Source organism: Cobetia sp. BMC6, from assembly GCF_029991385.1.
Classification (GTDB): domain Bacteria; phylum Pseudomonadota; class Gammaproteobacteria; order Pseudomonadales; family Halomonadaceae; genus Cobetia.
This window is the reverse complement of the sequence record NZ_JAKUMF010000007.1, coordinates 25,391-42,890: the sequence shown is the minus strand read 5'-3', so window position 1 is coordinate 42,890 and position 17,500 is coordinate 25,391. Positions and strand designations below refer to the sequence as shown.

The 17,500-nt window shown below is 57.0% G+C and carries 12 protein-coding genes; 2 read left to right on the top strand and 10 right to left on the bottom strand.

The window, feature by feature from the left end:
• Positions 1-3 precede the first annotated feature (3 nt).
• From MKZ40_RS13045 to MKZ40_RS13000, 10 genes are all read right to left on the bottom strand, one after another.
• Positions 4-1,875: a glycosyltransferase gene (locus tag MKZ40_RS13045; protein ID WP_175090785.1), complete on the bottom strand. Its 1,872-nt coding sequence runs from the start codon at positions 1,873-1,875 to the stop codon at positions 4-6.
• A gap of 40 nt (positions 1,876-1,915) precedes the next feature.
• Positions 1,916-3,001, bottom strand: a complete 1,086-nt coding sequence (locus tag MKZ40_RS13040) for a chain-length determining protein (RefSeq protein ID WP_175090784.1) — start codon at positions 2,999-3,001, stop codon at positions 1,916-1,918.
• Positions 3,002-3,134: 133 nt separating this feature from the next.
• The gene (locus tag MKZ40_RS13035) at positions 3,135-4,043 is read right to left on the bottom strand and encodes an ABC transporter ATP-binding protein (protein ID WP_175090783.1); all 909 of its coding nucleotides are present in this window, start codon (positions 4,041-4,043) and stop codon (positions 3,135-3,137) included.
• Positions 4,040-4,894, bottom strand: coding sequence for an ABC transporter permease (locus MKZ40_RS13030; protein WP_254627239.1), 855 nt, complete (start codon positions 4,892-4,894; stop codon positions 4,040-4,042). Before MKZ40_RS13030 ends, MKZ40_RS13035 begins: the two co-directional genes overlap by 4 nt.
• Positions 4,895-4,896: 2 nt before the next feature.
• Entirely contained in the window at positions 4,897-6,612 is a 1,716-nt protein-coding gene (locus MKZ40_RS13025; RefSeq protein WP_175090782.1) for a polysaccharide biosynthesis/export family protein, read from the bottom strand.
• A gap of 140 nt (positions 6,613-6,752) precedes the next feature.
• Positions 6,753-7,181, bottom strand: coding sequence for a DVU3141 family protein (locus MKZ40_RS13020; protein WP_254627238.1), 429 nt, complete (start codon positions 7,179-7,181; stop codon positions 6,753-6,755).
• Positions 7,182-7,243: 62 nt separating this feature from the next.
• Positions 7,244-9,160 (bottom strand): sulfate adenylyltransferase subunit CysN, encoded by a 1,917-nt coding sequence (gene cysN / locus MKZ40_RS13015; protein ID WP_217485976.1) that lies wholly within the window; start codon positions 9,158-9,160, stop codon positions 7,244-7,246.
• Positions 9,161-9,325: 165 nt separating this feature from the next.
• The gene (cysD, locus tag MKZ40_RS13010; RefSeq protein WP_282627919.1) at positions 9,326-10,267 is read right to left on the bottom strand and encodes a sulfate adenylyltransferase subunit CysD; all 942 of its coding nucleotides are present in this window, start codon (positions 10,265-10,267) and stop codon (positions 9,326-9,328) included.
• 170 nt (positions 10,268-10,437) lie between these two features.
• On the bottom strand, positions 10,438-11,286 hold the full coding sequence (gene cysQ / locus MKZ40_RS13005; RefSeq protein WP_175090689.1) for a 3'(2'),5'-bisphosphate nucleotidase CysQ: 849 nt from the start codon (positions 11,284-11,286) through the stop codon (positions 10,438-10,440).
• 110 nt (positions 11,287-11,396) lie between these two features.
• Positions 11,397-13,157, bottom strand: a complete 1,761-nt coding sequence (locus tag MKZ40_RS13000; RefSeq protein WP_175090690.1) for an SLC13 family permease — start codon at positions 13,155-13,157, stop codon at positions 11,397-11,399.
• A 368-nt stretch (positions 13,158-13,525) separates the two neighbouring features.
• Here MKZ40_RS13000 and MKZ40_RS12995 point away from each other — a divergent pair, with 368 nt between their 5' ends.
• Both MKZ40_RS12995 and MKZ40_RS12990 read left to right on the top strand, forming a co-directional pair.
• Positions 13,526-15,940 (top strand): capsular polysaccharide biosynthesis protein, encoded by a 2,415-nt coding sequence (locus tag MKZ40_RS12995; RefSeq protein ID WP_254627225.1) that lies wholly within the window; start codon positions 13,526-13,528, stop codon positions 15,938-15,940.
• A gap of 117 nt (positions 15,941-16,057) precedes the next feature.
• On the top strand, positions 16,058-17,437 hold the full coding sequence (locus tag MKZ40_RS12990) for a capsular biosynthesis protein (protein WP_282627918.1): 1,380 nt from the start codon (positions 16,058-16,060) through the stop codon (positions 17,435-17,437).
• Positions 17,438-17,500: the final 63 nt, after the last annotated feature.

Sequence of the window (17,500 nt, the reverse complement as noted above, 5' to 3'; positions counted from 1 at the left end):
ATATTATCCCTTGACTCTTTCTTGTATATTTGAGCGCACAGCAATCAGATCTTCATTTTTTGATAATGTAACTTCTAGATCCTGAAACCTTTCAATACCATAGCGCTCTCTAAGAATGTTATTCGATGTTTTAACTAGCTCCGAACGCTTTGAGACTCCGAAACTCTTGGTTTTTGCGTGATGGATATAGGTATTCACCAAAATTTTTAAATTGAATCCCGAATCAATAGCGCGGAAGCAAAAATCATTCTCCTCCCCATAACCAGCGGGGAAAGCCTGTTCATCAAAATAACCAATCTGGTCTATTACTTTCTTCTTAATCATCATACAAAACCCATTAAGAATAGGTGTATCAACGAGATCTGTATGAGCTGAATCTTCAACAATTTCAGAAAACAAATCTAACGAGTATCCCTTAGGTATTTCATTGATAGCCCAGCCACCGCTTTCATTCTTTGTATGCGGTACTGATTGCCAAGATGCAGCGTTAGATAAAGGACCAACAATACCGATACTATCGTTTGAAGAAGAAGCATGTAAAAGTTTATTCAGCCAACCTTCTGTAACTTCAGTATCAGAATTCAATAAGACTTTATAATCAGACTTTGATGCTTTCAACGCCCTGTTAATTGAACGAGTATAACCTTGGTTTTCAATATTGTGAATTAGTTTTACCCAGGGTTTATCGGATGCGAAACTCTCTAGGTAAGTAGCAACTTCACTTTCACTGCCATCATTTATCAATATAAGCTTATAAAATATTTTGGTTTTACTTAGTATTGAGTTAAGACAATTTTTTACATATGGCAACGCATTGTAGATAGGTACAATTATATCAGGAATCACACCTGACGCATGCAAATCAAACTCCTCTGGAACAAGAGTTTTAGTCGGCTTGATAAAATTCTTTAAGTTTTGATATTGCGATTCAATAACTGTATCTTCAAAACGCTCATTGTTACCTTTAGAGTGTGAATTATTGTTACTGAATAAATGTTCTATTTCAACAGAATTGAATCTTAGATTGAATTCATCTTTAAACTCAAACATTAAAAAAAGCTTATCTGGTTTTTCTGATACAATCCTATTGATACTAACATGTGCAACTCTAATAGTATCATCGAATGTCGCCATACCTGGGATATGTATCAAACTGCTCCAGTAGTTTATTTTTCTGCCATCTAATCCAACACCGACTAATTTAACTTTAATATTTTTAGATACATTGCTCACATTATCCAATGAAACCCTAACAAAGTAATCGCTGAGAGTGTAAATACTTGGCTTCTGGATATCTCCGAATAATCTAACTAATTTAGAGCTATGCGTAGTTTCTAAACATAACGATGTAAACAGGTCACCGTTAAGTTTTTCAGAGAGATGTGGCCATACTCTAATATTACCATAGCTTCCTTTATCTGCTTCAATATGCCAAGATGGACATATTGAAGCATCCTCTTTAGTCAACAATCTTTTAGTCAAGCTTAGTTCAGAAAAACTAGGGTTGATTACTATGTTGTTGGGGGTATGACTTATCTCAGGAGAATCTATAGTTGGTATAAATCCTTGTATTTTAATTTCGTTATGATGAAGCAACTCATCATTTGGCATATAAACTTTCAAGTAATGCAGCTTACCATCAGCAAATTTAGTAGGGACAGTCCATATAAAGGCACATACTCCTGCATTAAAGCCCGCGGCTTCCAAATCTGCTCTATATTGATCAGCAGAAATTGTGTCTACATAACTATCATCAATAAATATTTTCAATTCAGCTATATGATTATCTTTCCCTGCATAGCACCACCCTGAGATCATTCCATTACTAAAACCATCAAAGTACCCAGTTGGCTTAGTCCAGCTTTCGACAGACATTCATACCCCCTTATTTAATCTGATTATTGATACTTACATGTCAATCTCTATGATCTTTCACGATCATAACCAACATGCTGAAAATGAAACCAAGGAAGATCATGACCAACCCGAAGATGGTCACGTTGTAGAGACGCTCCGGTTGTTCCGGATATTCCGGCAAGATCGGGCTCTGCAGAATGCTCACCTGCTTGAGCTTGCGCGCCGCTTCAATCCGCGTGTTTTCCAGTGCCGCCAGTGCATTGGAATAGGTCTGTTTGGCAAAGTCGGCGCGAAGCTGCAGTGTCTCGTACTGGCTGGAGACACTGTTGAGCGCATTGCCGGACTGACGTGCCAGGCGTTCCTTCTCCAGATCAATCTGCTTCTTGATGGCGTTGATCTCGCTTTCCACACGCACCATCTCGCTGGAACGCTGGCTCTGATAGCTTGCCAAGGCGCTCTTGCGTGCCTTGTAGGTGGCCAGCTGGGCTTCCAGTGAGGAGACGACAGTGTTCAGGCTTTCCACTGTCTGGGTCGGGGAGACCAGTCCGTTCTTATTCTGGTAATCCAGCAGGTCCTGACGGGATTGTTCGAAGTTGTCTTCCAGCAGCGAAACCTGCTTGTCGAGGAATTCCACCTGGTCTTCCGCAAGACGCTGTCCCATCTCATTCATGTGGCGCTCGCCTTCATCAAGCAGCAGCTGGGCGAATTTCTGCGCAAATTCCGGAGTCCAGGCCTGTACCTCGACATTCAATACACCGGAGTACTCATCCATTTCCACCGAGATGCGCTTCAGGTAATAGTCATGAAGTTCCTCGATTGGCGTATCGGCATCACCCAGGCGAGCAAAGACATCACCTTGCTGGCTGTAGTGAGACCGAAAATCGAGCTTTTCCTGTACCTTCTTGAGCATGTCCACGCTCATCAGGTACTCGCGGAGCAGCAAGAGGTCACTGTCAGTCTGGCTACCAGACAATAGCGACCCGAAGCTGACTTCACTGGACGCACTGACCTGTGGGCTTTCCAGCACCACTGTCGCCTTGGAGACATAGCGGTCGTCCGCCCATACCAGCCAATAGAAGCCGACGAGCACAATGGACAGCAGAACGACGGCCCATTGCGGATAGCGTTTGATAAATGAGGTCATGCGTATTCCCGTTGAAGGCGCTCACCGAATGCACCGGCGGCAATGATGTGAAATCGATGGGAGTCGTGTGATGCGTGCGCTTGAGCGCGGCGGGTGTTGAACGTTACTGAGTATCCCTTGCCCAAGGCGAGAGTCACTCGCCTTGAGCGTCTTCGGTGGGGCGCGAAGCCCTGACCTGGCGAGATTCGATTTCCTCACGCACTTCACGCAGTGCTTCTCGCGCGGCGCGCAGGGCATCACCGTAAGGTTTCTTCTCGCGCGGCGGCAGTGTTTCCACAGCTTCCCGAGCCAGTTTGGCATCTTCCATCACTGCGCGACGCTCCTTGCGCAGCTTCTGCAGTGCCTGCAGCGTCATCTTGTCGAGCTGAGGGCCATCGCTGTCCGCGTAATAGGCCTTGATGGCGTCATGAACACTGTCATACCAGTGGGCCCGCCCTTCTTTCAGATAGATGCCGGCCTGACATAGCTCCTTCAGGATGCCTTCCCCATGCGAGACCATGATGAGACTGGCCTGGCCGACCTTATCCTTGAAGGCCTTGGAGGCCTTGGCCTTGAAGGAGCGATCCCCCACAGCCGTCGCCTCATCGGAGAGATAGACATCGAAATCGAAGGCCAGAGACAGCCCGAAGTTGAGGCGCGAGCGCATGCCAGAGGAGTAGGTGCGAATCGGCTCGTCGAACGCCGGGCCGATCTCGGCAAAGTCCTGCACGCGTTCGATGATGCTTTTGATGTCGTATTCCGTGCCATGCATGCGCGCGACGAACTTGACGTTCTGGCGCCCTGTCATGCTGCTCTGCAGGCCTGCGGCGAGACCTATCGGCCATGACACCTTGGAGTGGCGTATCACCCGGCCCTTCTGGGGGGTATCCATGCCGGCAATCAAGCGCAACAGGGTAGATTTCCCTGCGCCGTTGGCCCCCACCAACCCGACACTGACGCCTGTCGGAATGGTGAGATTGATATCCTTCAGCACCCAGTGATCATCACTCTGACTGTAGTGCGAGTGGTAATAGCGCTTTGAGAGGTTCTGAATTTCAATCATTGGCTTTTCAGACGCTCCTTGAATCGCACATGCATCAACAGCCCCAGCGCGAGGGAAGACAATGTCCATGCCCAGAAGTAGGTCAGGCTGGTGCCGTGTACCACCTGATAACCGTCAAAGAAGCCGTGACGGATATATTCGAGACCGTGGACGATGGGATTGAGCATCAGGTATTCCAACAGGTAGTGCGGCAGTTGGTTGAGCGGCATGATGACACCGGACAGAATCAGCAGCGGCATGTTGAGCATGCGGATGATCTTGCTCACCTCCGGGACCAGTGTGCCCAGTACGGACGTCACTAGCCCGAGTCCCAGCCCGAACAACCAAAGTGACAACCAGCCGCCGATGGCCTGAAAACCGTTGTCAGGACGGAAGTCTGTACCCAGCATCAGTCCACCCAGCATAAACAGCAGGAAGATGAGGGTCCTAATCAAGCCGTCGAGTGCATTGCGAACGAAGACTCCATCGACAGGATGTACTTGCCGGTAAGCAAACAGTGCCTTGTTGGCATTGATGGCGCCCAGGCCCTGCATCATCCCCTCACGGATCAGGAAGAAGCCCATCATGCCGACCAGCATCCAGGGAATGAATGGCGCATTCACAATAAGGTTGTCACCCCGGATGAAGCTGCGAATACCGATCATCACAAGCAGCAGCATTGCCGGCTCCGCAATCATCCAGAACCAGCCCATGCGGTCAGTCATGGTGCGACCGATGGCTTCGCGCATGAACATGGCAAACCAGACACTGCGCGTCACGGCCCAGGCGGAACGGGCCTTGGGCCCGCTCTTGTTGTCACCTGAAGAGTGATCTGATGATGGACTAATGTCCCCGTTCATATCGCTGGCCATGATCAGAGGTCTATTGCGACTTTGGTGGCAACGGCGACCTGGTAGAGAATCTGCGTGATGCTGGTGGCCAGCTGCAGGTTCTTGGTCGGCGGTTCCGGCAGTACCAGAATCTGATCACCCGAGCGCAGCTCGATTTCCTCGGCGCGACGTACGGCGCCGTTCTGACGCACCACCAGAATCTGGTCTTCATCCGCGTGCTGCGTGAAGCCACCGGCGCTGTTGATGTAGTCCATCACCGTCATGCCCTGGGTGTAGACCATGGCCTGAGGCACCACGACTTCGCCGCTGATCAGCAGGGAATCGCTGATTTCCGGAATGGTGATGACATCGCCATCCTGCAGGCGCACATCGGCGATGTTGCCATCGTCACGTGCCACGACCAGGCGTCCGGTCGGCTCTTCCTGCTTGGCCTGCTCGACGAACTTCTCGATCATCTCGGCTTCCTGGACTCGAAGCTCGGATTCTTCGGTGGTCGAGGAAGATGCGCCGAGATAGGTGGCCTGAAGACGCTTGAGGCTATCCTGCAGAGCCTGGGCCTGCTGTTCCTTGACGCTTTCACGACGGATGGAGATGCTCTGATAGTCCGTCAGCCCCCTGGGCACCCCGACAGCATTGAGCAGTTCGCCCAGGTGGGCATCGCGCGGCAGCGCATAACGCGACGGGCCATAGAAGCTGCCTTCCAGCTGCACGACGATGGTCTCGTCACGCTGATCGGCACTGAACAGCACTTCATCCCCTGCGCGCACGTCAGCGCCGCGGAATTCCGCCACCGGCAGATAGCGCGAGATGGGGCCGTCCGGACGAGAGCCCCGTAGCAGCACGTGAGAGACACCCGACTTGAGACGCGCCAGGTTCAGGACATCTTCGCCACTCAGACGCGAGTCGGTGAGCTCATAGCGATAATCACGCTCGACATCCCCGACCACGCTGATCGCCGGGCCACGCTCTTCGACAACGACAGTATCGCCATCACGGAACTGCGGACGAGCGATCTCGCCATTGATCAGAAAGTCATACAGATCGACCGTATTGATGACGCGGCCATTGCGCTTGATCTTGATGTTGCGGTAGCTGCCCAGCGCCTGGTCGATACCGCCGGCCTGATCGAGGAAATACAGCATGGAATCATTCGGGGTGCCGGCGTAGCGGCCCGGATTCTTAACATACCCGGTGACGAAGACGCCCACCGGCTGCACGCCCTGCAGATTGGTGTAGACGCTGACGTTCTCGGGGTACACCTCTTGAATGGCGCTGCGCACCTTGCCATCCAGCTGGGCATTGGTGGTGCCCTGCACCTTCACCGGACCGATACCCGGCAGGAAGATGTTGCCCTGCGCATCAACGGGCAGCACGGACTCCATCTCGACCCCACCCCACACCCGCAGGGTGATCTGATCACCCGGCTTGATGGTGTAGCTGCTGTTGAGGCCATCGGCCATCATGCCGCGGAAACCACCACTGAAGAGGTTTTCGCCGAACGGCGGCAGAGAGTCCGGGTCGGTCTGCTGTTGAGACGTCAGCGGGCCATAGGTGCCACTGCGCCAGTCGGCACGCGCCTTGTCTTCCACGCTGTCCGTCTTCTGCGGAATGCTGGAAGCCTGGTCGCCACTGGACAGGATGGAGCCGCTGTCCAGCCCGACCGCCATGGCAGGGCTGGCGTTCAGGCACGCTACCGCCACCAGGCACCCGGCCCGGAGCAAGAATCTGGAAATTGTCATCGGGCTAGGCCCCTCGTAGTGCAGAAATGGTGCAGTGTTGATCAGGAATGTCAGTACCGGTCACGCCAGCCTGTCCCTGTTGTCGTCGGTCCACGCTGAGCCCGAGGCGGGCCTGTCAGCGAGAAGGTGCCGCAAGCGCATCAGCGGGCCTCTTCCAGCAGGCCGGTCACCAGCCGCTGGGTCACCCAGGTGCCTTCACCGGCCTTGCCGTCATTGCTGGTTCGGCACGCCAGTTCCTTGCTGGGCAGATCACGCTGATTGGAGACCGTCAGCTCACGACAGATACGTCCGCTGGCCGCGAAGTAGCGCTCATGGGCGACCACTTCGACGTTGCTGCCCCAGGGGCTGGTCGGCACGGCAATCACGCTGCCGGGGGCGGCGCTGTCGAGAAATGACGAGACATCCGCCGGCAGTGACGCAGCGCCGGTCAGGTTGGCCAGGTTGGTGCTGCCGGCACCGGTGGATTCCGGATAGGAGGTCGCGCAACCGGTGATGGCCAGTGCCAGGCCTGCCACTGCCGCGAGACGCACGACATGCGGCATGCGCTGTTTGAATCGGGAGAAAGTCATATGGAAGTCCTGAAACGGCAAACGCCCCCGCCTTGCGGCGAGGGCTGATCGGTGTGAATGCATCAGCCGATGACGTTGTAGTGCTTGAGCTGATTGACCAGCTTGAGTGCGGTCTGCTCGAGGCTCAGTTCACCCGTGTTGATCTCGATTTCCGGGTTCACCGGCGCTTCATACGGCGAGCTGATGCCGGTGAAGTCGCTGATCTCCCCGGCGCGCGCCTTGCGGTACAGACCCTTGGGATCACGCTCTTCGCAGACGCTGATCGGCGTGTTGACGAAGACTTCGATGAACTCGTCGGTGCCGACCATGTCGCGCACGGTCTGGCGATCGGCCTGGAACGGCGAGATGAAGCTGACCAGGGTGATCATGCCGGCATCGACCATCAGCTTGGCGACTTCGCCGACACGACGGATGTTCTCGGCGCGGTCGTCTTCGCTGAAGCCGAGATCCCCACACAGGCCGTGACGCACGTTGTCGCCGTCCAGCAGGTAGGTGTTGTAGCCCATGGCGAACAGCTGACGCTCCAGCGCATTGGCGGCGGTGGACTTGCCGGCACCGGACAGGCCGGTGAACCAGATGATGCACGGCTTCTGCTTGTTGCGATCGGCGCGGCGCTGCTTGGTGACCGCCATGTCGTGCCACACGATGTTGCTGGCACTCAGGGTCTCCTTGACCATGCCCGCACCGATAGTGATGTTGGACAGACGGTCAATGAACACGAAGCTGCCGGTGTGCGGCGAGCGCTGGTAGCTGTCCATGGCCAGCGGCTGGGTCAGTTCAACCTGCACGCGGGCGATGCCATTGAGCGGGATGTTCTCCGCCTCGTTGCGCGCCATGGTGTTGACGTCGGTCTGGTGGATGATGCGACCGACGCGACCGATGACACTGGACGTGCCGAGCTTGAGCTCGTATTCCTTGCCGACGACCAGCGGGTCCTCGTGCATCCACACCACGTCAGCGGTGAAGGCGGTGCACGGCTCCAGATCAGAATCTTCTGCCACGATCATGTCGCCGCGCGAGATGTCGATCTCGTCGGTCAGCGTCAGCGTGATGGCCTGCCCCGGCCAGGCGATGTCGAGATCACCGTCGAAGGTGACGATGCGCTCGACGGTGGAGGTGCTGCCGGACGGCAGCACCTTGATCTGCTGACCCGGTGAGACGGTACCGGCGGCCAGGGTGCCGCAGTAGCCACGGAAGTTGAGGTTCGGGCGGTTGACGTACTGCACCGGGAAGCGCAGGTCGGTCAGGTTGCTGTCCTCGGTGACATCGACGCTCTCGAGAATGTCCATCAGCGGACGTGCCTCGTAGGCGGCATCGTCGTACCACGGGGTGTGCTCGCTGATGGAGACGACGTTGTCGCCTTCCAGTGCGGACAACGGCACGAAGCGGATGTCCGGGACCTCGAGGTCCTTGGCGAACTCTTTATAGTCCGCGACGATCTCGTCGAAGCATTCCTGGGAGTAGTCGACGATATCCATCTTGTTGACCGCGACCACCAGGTGCTGGATACCCAGCAGCGAGCAGATGTAGCTGTGGCGGCGGGTCTGGGTCTGCACACCGTAGCGGGCGTCGATCAGGATGATCGCCAGGCTCGCGGTGGACGCCCCGGTGGCCATGTTGCGGGTGTACTGCTCGTGTCCCGGGGTATCGGCGATGATGAACTTGCGCTTGTCGGTGGAGAAGTAGCGGTAGGCGACATCGATGGTGATGCCCTGCTCACGCTCGGACTGCAGGCCATCGACCAGCAGGGCCAGATCGACCTTGCCGGTGGTACCGCTCTTCTTGGAATCGCGGGTGATGGCGGCCAGCTGATCCTCATAGATCATCTTGGAGTCGTGGAGCAGACGACCGATCAGGGTCGACTTGCCGTCATCCACGCTGCCGCAGGTGATGAAACGCAGCAGGTCTTTCTGCTCGTGTTCCTTGAGGTAGGCTTCGATATTTTCCGCGATCATCGTCGACTGGTGTGACACTGTCATTCTCCCCGAACGAGGTCTGCCCGGCGCGAGCGTCTTGTGGCGTATGAGGCGCGACGCTTCCAGCGCTGAGGACATCCCTCGTCCTGTCAATTTGTAGAGTCCTGCATGCCTTGAGGGGCGACATGGCCCTTACTGGCCAGTTGAAGCAATTTCCGGGGATGAATCCTAGAAATAACCTTCGCGCTTCTTCTTCTCCATCGAGCCTGCCTGGTCGTGATCGATGGCACGCCCGGAGCGCTCACTGGTACGCGTCAGCAGCATTTCCTGGATGATTTCCGGCAGGGTCGCGGCGGTGGATTCCACGGCGCCGGTCAGCGGGTAGCAGCCCAGGGTACGGAAACGCACGGACTTCATTTCCGGCACTTCGCCTTCCATGAGCGGCAGACGATCGTCATCGACCATGATGTCGAGGCCGTCACGCTTCACCACCGGACGCACGGCGGAGTAGTACAGCGGCACGATCTTGATGGACTCGAGATAGATGTACTGCCAGATGTCCAGCTCGGTCCAGTTGGAGAGCGGGAAGACGCGGATGGACTCGCCCTTGTTGATCTTGGAGTTGTAGATGTTCCACAGCTCCGGACGCTGATTCTTGGGGTCCCAGCGGTGGTACTGATCACGGAAGGAGTAGACGCGCTCCTTGGCCCGCGAGGCTTCCTCGTCACGACGTGCGCCACCGAAGGCGGCATCGAAGCCGTGCTTGTCGAGTGCCTGCTTGAGACCGGCAGTCTTCATGATGTCGGTGTACTTGGCACTGCCGTGATCGAACGGATTGATGCCCGCCTCGACGCCTTCCTGGTTGATGTGCTCGATCAACTCCATGCCGACTTCCGCAGCCATCTCGTCGCGGAACTTGATCATTTCGTGGAATTTCCAGGTGGTGTTGACGTGCATCAGCGGGAACGGCGGGACGCCCGGCGCAAAGGCCTTGCGCGCCAGGTGCAGCATGACGGCGGAATCCTTGCCGATGGAGTACAGCATGACCGGATTGGCAAATTCCGCGGCCACTTCACGGATGATGTGAATGGATTCGGCCTCAAGCTGCTTGAGGTGGGTCTGACGTTCCGGTGTGATGCCGAGCTTGTCGGCCGTGGATGATGCAGTCATTACAGGTTCCTTGAGATCACTCTGCTGGTTGTCCCTATCGCCTCCGCAGATGCTGATACATGACATTCCATGCGAAGAGGACATCTTGTCGTTGACACGAGAATGACATATGCCGGAGTCAGCCCCGTGACGCTACCTTATCGTTCAACTCATCTCTGGAGCAGCTTGACTCACGCCCAGGGAGCGGCCGGCTTGGCACAGACGATGAAATAGGGGTTGAGCACACTGTCATGCTGGTTGTAGCGCAGCGCCTGACGGGTCTCAGCATTCAGCACCTGGCCCCCCGCGGCTTCGACCACCGCATGCGCGGCACCGGTATCCCATTCACAGGTCGGACCGAGGCGCGGGTAGAGATCTGCCGCCCCTTCCGCTACCAAGCACAGCTTCAGTGAGCTGCCCATGGCGACGATATCGCAGGCAGCGAAGTCGGCGACGAACGCCTTGAATTCTTCGCTCTGGTGAGAGCGGCTACCGACGATGCACCAGCTATCGGTGCTGCTCGGCACGTCACTGACGGCGATGGCCTGACGCTCACCCTCGCCAACCTGCTTCTCGGCGATGGCAGCCTGGCCTTCGCCCTGCTGGGCACCGACGTAGAGCGTCTCGATGGCCGGCGCATAGACGACGCCCATGGTCGGCACGCCCTGCTCGATCAGCGCGATGTTGACGGTGAATTCGCCATTGCGCTTGATGAATTCCTTGGTGCCATCCAGCGGATCGACCAGCCAGTAACGCGTCCAGTCACTGCGCACGTCCCAGCTGATGTCCGCGTCTTCCTCGGACAGGATCGGTGTGGCGCCAAATTCGGCGTCCATGGCCTTCAGCCCGTCGACGATGACGGCGTGCGCCGCGCGATCTGCCGTGGTCAGCGGGGAATCATCCGACTTCATGTCGACCGTGAAGTCACCGCTCTCGTAGATCTCCATGATGGCAGCGCCCGCCTTGCGAGCAATGGCCTCCAACGCATTCAACATGGCGCGTGTCGTGCTGTCGGTCGTGCTCACTGTCGTATCCGTCATGTGTCTTCCTGTCAGTGTGAATTCGCCAGCCAGGCTGGCGATGTAAAGGGTAACGCTCGCCAGCGACTACCAGACGAAGCAGAGCCTGGATCAGCCCGCGAATGGCCAGATCAGCCCGTGAATGGCCAGATCAGCGGAATCAGAGCGACCGAGGTAACACCGACGATGAGACTCATCGGCAAACCGACCTTCATGTAATCGGACACCTTGTAGCCCCCCGGGCCCATCACCATCAGGTTGGTCTGATAGCCCAGCGGGGTGAGAAAACTGGCCGAGGCCGCGAACATGATGGCAATCGCATAGGGCATCAATGAAACCCCCAGCTGCTCGCTGACCGCCATGGCAATCGGAAACATCAACACGGCGGCGGCGTTGTTGGTGATGATCTCGGTAAATAGCGTCGTGGCGAGATAGACGAGTGCCAGCATCAGAAGCGGCGAGCCGCCACCCAGCTGCATGAGCTGGTCTGCCACCATCTGGGCTGCACCACTGTCGGTCATCGCCTGCCCCAGCCCCAACGCAGCGGCAATGACGACCAGCACGCTGCCATCGATGCTGGCTCGCGCCTGCGAGGCCGGGAGGCAACCGGTGAAGACCATCAGAATGGCGGCCGCCACCGCCGCCTCGACCAGCTCGGCCATGCCCGCCAGGTGCGTGATGATCATCAGACTCATGATGGCGAGTGCGATGGGCGCCTTGGTCAGATTGGGCATGCCATTGCCATCCAGCGTACTGACCAGCAGGAATTCGCGGTTATAGCGATGCAGGCGCGTGAAATCGGCAGCGGCTTCCAGCAACAGGGTGTCACCGGGGCGCAGCACGATGTCACCGACCTTGCTGTTGATGCGCTCACCATCACGTGACACGGCGAGGATCACGGATTGATAGCGAGTACGAAAGCGCGCTTCACGCACGTTCATGCCGACGACGGGGGAGCTTGGGGCGATGACGGCCTCGACCATGCGACGCTGGTGATGATCCAGGTCCAAGCCTGCCGCATCACTTTCCAGCCCGCGGAAAACACGCACTTCATGCGCCGTGTCTGCCACACCGACGAAGATGAGGCGATCACCGGACTGAAGAATGGTGTCGGGGCCGACCATGGACAGCAGCTTGCCGGAACGTTCTATCTCAGCCAGATAACCGAATTGAAGACTGCGCAGGCCCGCCTCTTCGATGCTCTTGTCGTGCAGCGGCCCCTTGTCGACGACTCGCATGGCCACGGAATACTCGCGCCCATTGCCGAGCTGCTCGACCAGCCCTTTGCGCTGGGGCAGGAAACGCCAGCCGATCAGCACCATCCACAGGGTACCGATGATCAGCACAGGCACGCCCAGTGCAGAGATATCAAAGATGCCGAGTCCGGGCAGATTGGCCTGGGACTGCAGCAGGCCGTCGACGACCAGATTGGTACTGGTGCCGATCAGGGTGCAGGTGCCGCCGAGAATGGCGGCATAGCTCATGGGCATCAGCAGACGCGAAGGCGAGATCTTCATGCGCGCGCACCAACCCTGAACCAGGCCAATGAAGAGTGCGACGACGGGAGTGTTATTCAGAAAGGCGCTGAGCAGCGAGGTGATCGGCATCAGGCGTGCCAATGCTGAAGAAGGCGAGCTGGGGCGCCCGAGCAGACGCTCGAGCATCCAGCGCAGCGCACCGGTTTCCTGAACGCCGGCGGCGACCACGAAAAGCGCGCCGATGGTCATGATGCCCGGATTGGCGAATCCTGCCAGGAAGGTCGCCGGAGAAATGACGCCCAGCAGAATCAACGACACGGCAGCGGCCATCATCAGCCACTCCGCCGGCCAACGATTCCAGACAAGCCCTGCCAACACTCCTACCGTCACCACCAGGGTGACAAAAGCATCCATGTGCTGCGCGATTTCCATCTACTAGCGTTCCCTTGGCGTCCTGCCGCTTTTTCTGGTCAAGCCCTGCGCTTCACGTTCATATGAAGCTCAAGCATTAATGAAAATGCATCGCAGAGCGTGGCACTTTAGCAACAAAACTACTACTGCTGAAGCATGCAGTGAAAAAGCTGACAAACAAAATAAATCACAGGTTAATGATTTGCCTGCTACCAATATCGCGAGCAAAGACTTGATTGAATTCGTCCGTCACTTTGCGTACTTTCCCTATTTGCGGACTCTGAGTCAACGGTCTCACACGACAGTCTCACCAGGCGTGCTGAGCATCACGAGTAAGCAGTCACTTTTCTTATCTGGAACGGACACCCTGCATGCTGAAGGCGGCAATGAACCAAGGATGGGAGCTTCTCATGCGTGCTCTGCCCTGCGCCTCTCACGCTCGGCACGGATCAGCAGATGTCACGAATGACGCGACCTCCGGGGCATCGCTCTGTTTTTCTTCAGGTATTTATCGCCAGCCACTTCTTGACTGCTTCATTCCCGAGTTGCTGCCACTGAAAAGAGGGCGTACACCCCTTTCGTGTCAGAACAATGACAACTCACCTGCCTTCAAGAATTTATCTTTCACTGCTAGGCGACGTGCCCCGAAGGGCACACTGAGCGAAAAAAATGTAGGAAAAGAACGACATCCTGCAGCATGCGAGGCTGATGTTTTGTCAGAGCTCGGTGCATCGAAAAAGATAAATGTCGCGCCAGAATTCGCGGGCCACAAATCTTCGACAAACATCATGCGTGTCGTCGGTTGGGGACATAAACCCACGGCGAAACGTGCGCGCCAATATGCGCTTGAACATGGATTGCCCTACGTCGCATTGGAGGATGGTTTCCTGCGTTCTCTGACCCTGGCAAGCGCCGGTTACCCTAGCATGGCGATGGTGGTCGATCATCAGGGCATCTATTACGATGCGCTCCAACCGAGCGATCTCGAACAACTGATCAAGGAAGCACCGACGCGCCAAGCAGAGGCGTTGCTGGCCCGTGCGCGCGCGGCTCTCGAAAGCCTGCGCATGCATCGCTTGAGCAAGTACAACCATGCACCAGAGCGCAAGCTGCCTGCCCGAAAGCCTGGCAAGCAGCGGCTTCTCATCGTGGATCAGACCGCCGAGGATGCTTCTGTCGTGGGCGGCATGGCCAGCCCGGAGACTTTCCTTGCCATGCTGAGGGAGGCCTGTGCCATCGAGGGAGCCGAGGTGTGGGTCAAGGTGCATCCGGATGTGATCGCCGGCAAGAAGCGCGGCTATCTACTGGAGGAGGCGCGCAAGCTTGGCTGCACGCTACTGAGTGACGACATCAACCCCTGGTGCCTGTTCGAACAGGTCGATGGCGTCCATGTCGTGACCAGCCAGCTTGGGTTCGAGGCCCTGATGGCAGGCCTGCCGGTGACCTGCCACGGCATGCCGTTCTATGCCGGCTGGGGTCTGACGGATGATCGCCAGCAATGCCCGCGCCGAGGTCAATCACGCACGCTTGAGCAGGTGTTTGCCGCGGCCTATCTCGAATACAGCCGCTATGCCAACCCCTATACCCACCAGGCCGCGACGCTCGAAGAGGTCATTCAACTGCTTGCAGACCAGAAGCGAATGGCTACCAGACTGGCAGGTCACTGGTTAGCGCCGGGGTACTCGCGCTGGAAGCGTAATTTCCTGCCCGGCTTCCTGGGGCCCTTGGCGCACTGCGACTTCGTCAAAAACGATGCCATCGCACTGCAAAAGCTGCAAAAGAAAGCGGGTGCCACCATCGCGCATGATCCGCAAGCGATGTCGCAGTGCGAACAACAGGCCCCACACCCTACCCGCGTACTGAGCTGGGCAAGCCGAACCACAGCAGAGCTGGAAGCCTCAGTCATTGCACAAGGGGGCGCTCTGTGGCGGATCGAGGACGGTTTCTTGCGCTCAGTTGGTCTGGGTGTGGATCTCACGCGGCCACTTTCGCTGATCCTCGACCCGCTCGGCATGCATTTTGACGCCAATTGCCCAAGCACACTGGAGCAGTGGTTGACGCATCATGATTTCACCGATGCCGAGTTAGGCCGCGCACGCCAATTACGCGAGCGCCTGATCACGTTGGGGCTGAGCAAGTACAATTCGGAGGGTGATGAATTACCGGACCTTCGCGCGATGGCCAAGGGCCGTGAGGTGATATTGGTCGTCGGCCAGGTGGAGTCAGATGCCTCCATACGTCATGCCTGTCCCGGGATACATACCAATCGGGCTTTGCTTGAGGCGGCGCGAAAATTGCATCCTGAAAGCTACGTGATCTATAAGCCGCATCCCGACGTTGTCACAGGGGGGCGTAGTGGAGATGTGGCGACCGAAGGCCAGACGTACGATCTCGAATTGACCACCGGCAATATCAGTCGGTTATTTGAGCAGGTGGATCATGTACACACGCTCTGCTCGCTCGCGGGCTTTGAAGCCCTGATACGAGGTGTGCCCGTCACGACCCATGGCCTGCCCTTCTATGCTGGCTGGGAATTGACTAATGACCTTATCGAGTGTCCAAGACGAACTCGGCACTTGAGTGTGGATGCCCTGGTGGCTGGCGCTCTGATCGAGTATCCCGTGTATGTGGCCCCTGAGCACGGTCACTTATGCAATGCCGAGACAGTCGTCACGATCCTGGAACAAAAACGTGACAAGCTTCGCAGAGGCACCTTGAAGCCTGCATTGCCTTGGAAAACCCGTCTTTATCGAGGCTATCGCGCCTTATTCATCGGGAAGCATTGAATCATGTCACATGGACGTCTGGCATTGCCTTTCACCGCTTCAGCATCCGCCCTCATGTCGGCGGATGCTCGCGCTCAAGAGAGCCTTGGGGAACAGAGCCTCTCACCGGCAACCTCCGTGGCTAGCGCGATCGAAAAACTGCGCCAGCTCAAGATGTCAGATGATGCCGTCCTGACACGCCCGCCAGCTCAGCCCGACGTCTCGCGTGGTGCTGAATTCCACACTCCGGGGCAGCCACCCTCTGCTCACATCCGACCGGGCGGCGGCCGCCGGCGCGTCTTCATGTTGCTGCAGGGGGTGTGCTCACCCTTCTTCCTGCAGCTGGCGAAAAAGCTCAAGCAGGATGGCCATGAGGTCATCAAGGTCAACTTCAACAGCGGCGACAGCTTCTACTGGCGCCACGACAAGGCGTATGCCTATCGCGGCAAGCTCGAGGACCTCGGCGACTGGATCGCCGAACTCTGGCGCAAGCATCACGTCACCGATCAGGTACTGTTTGGCGACAGACGCCCGGTGCATCGCGACGCCGTGCTCAAGGCCGAGTACCTCGGCATTCGCACCCACGTGTTCGAAGAGGGCTACTTCCGCCCCTACTGGGTGACGCTGGAGCGCGAAGGCGTCAATGGCCACTCACTGCTACCGCGTGATCCGGACTGGTTCCGCAAGGCAGGCAAACATCTCGAGGATGCTCCCAAGCCGCAGCGCTTCAAGGCACCGTTCAGCGAGCGTGCCCGGCATGACATCACCTACCATCTGGCAGGTGCCGCCAATCCGCTGCTGTTCCCGCGCTACCGGCCGCACAGCATTCACGCCGTGCAGGAATACGCCGGCTATGCCACGCGTCTGCCCTTGATGCGCTGGTACAAACGGCGTGACGCCAAGCGTATCGATCAGCTGATGGGCAGTGGCGCGCCCTACTATATGCTGCCGCTGCAGCTGAATACCGATGCCCAGATACGCCACCACTCGCGCTTCGCCAACATGCAGGAAGTCATCCAGCGGGTGATGAAGAGCTTCGCCCTGAATGCGCCACGCGGTGCGCGCCTGGTGATCAAGAACCACCCTCTCGACATGGGGCTGGTGGATTACCCGGGGCTGATTCGCTCATTGGAGCGCCGCTACGACCTGATCGGGCGTATCGTCTATCTGGAGAGCGGCAATCTGGAGAAGCTGCTCCAGCAGGCCAAGGGCATGATCACGGTCAACAGCACGACCGGCAACGTGGCGCTGCAATATCGCTGCCCGACCTACTGCATGGGCGACCCGATCTTCAACTTGCCGGGCCTGACCTTCCAGGGCTCGCTGCATGACTTCTGGACCCAGGGCCAGCGCCCTGACCCGACGCTCTTCCGACATTTCCGCAATACGGTGATTCATACCGTGCAGCTCAATGGCGGCTTCTACTGCAAGCCGGGCATGCAACTGGCCGTGGTGGGCGCCTCCAAGATACTGTGTGCCGAACGCTCGCCGCTGGAGAACATGTTGAGCCGCTGCTGAAAATGCAAAAACACTGCTGGACCACGCAACACTGGTGAGATACGCCAATGATGGCAGCCCCTC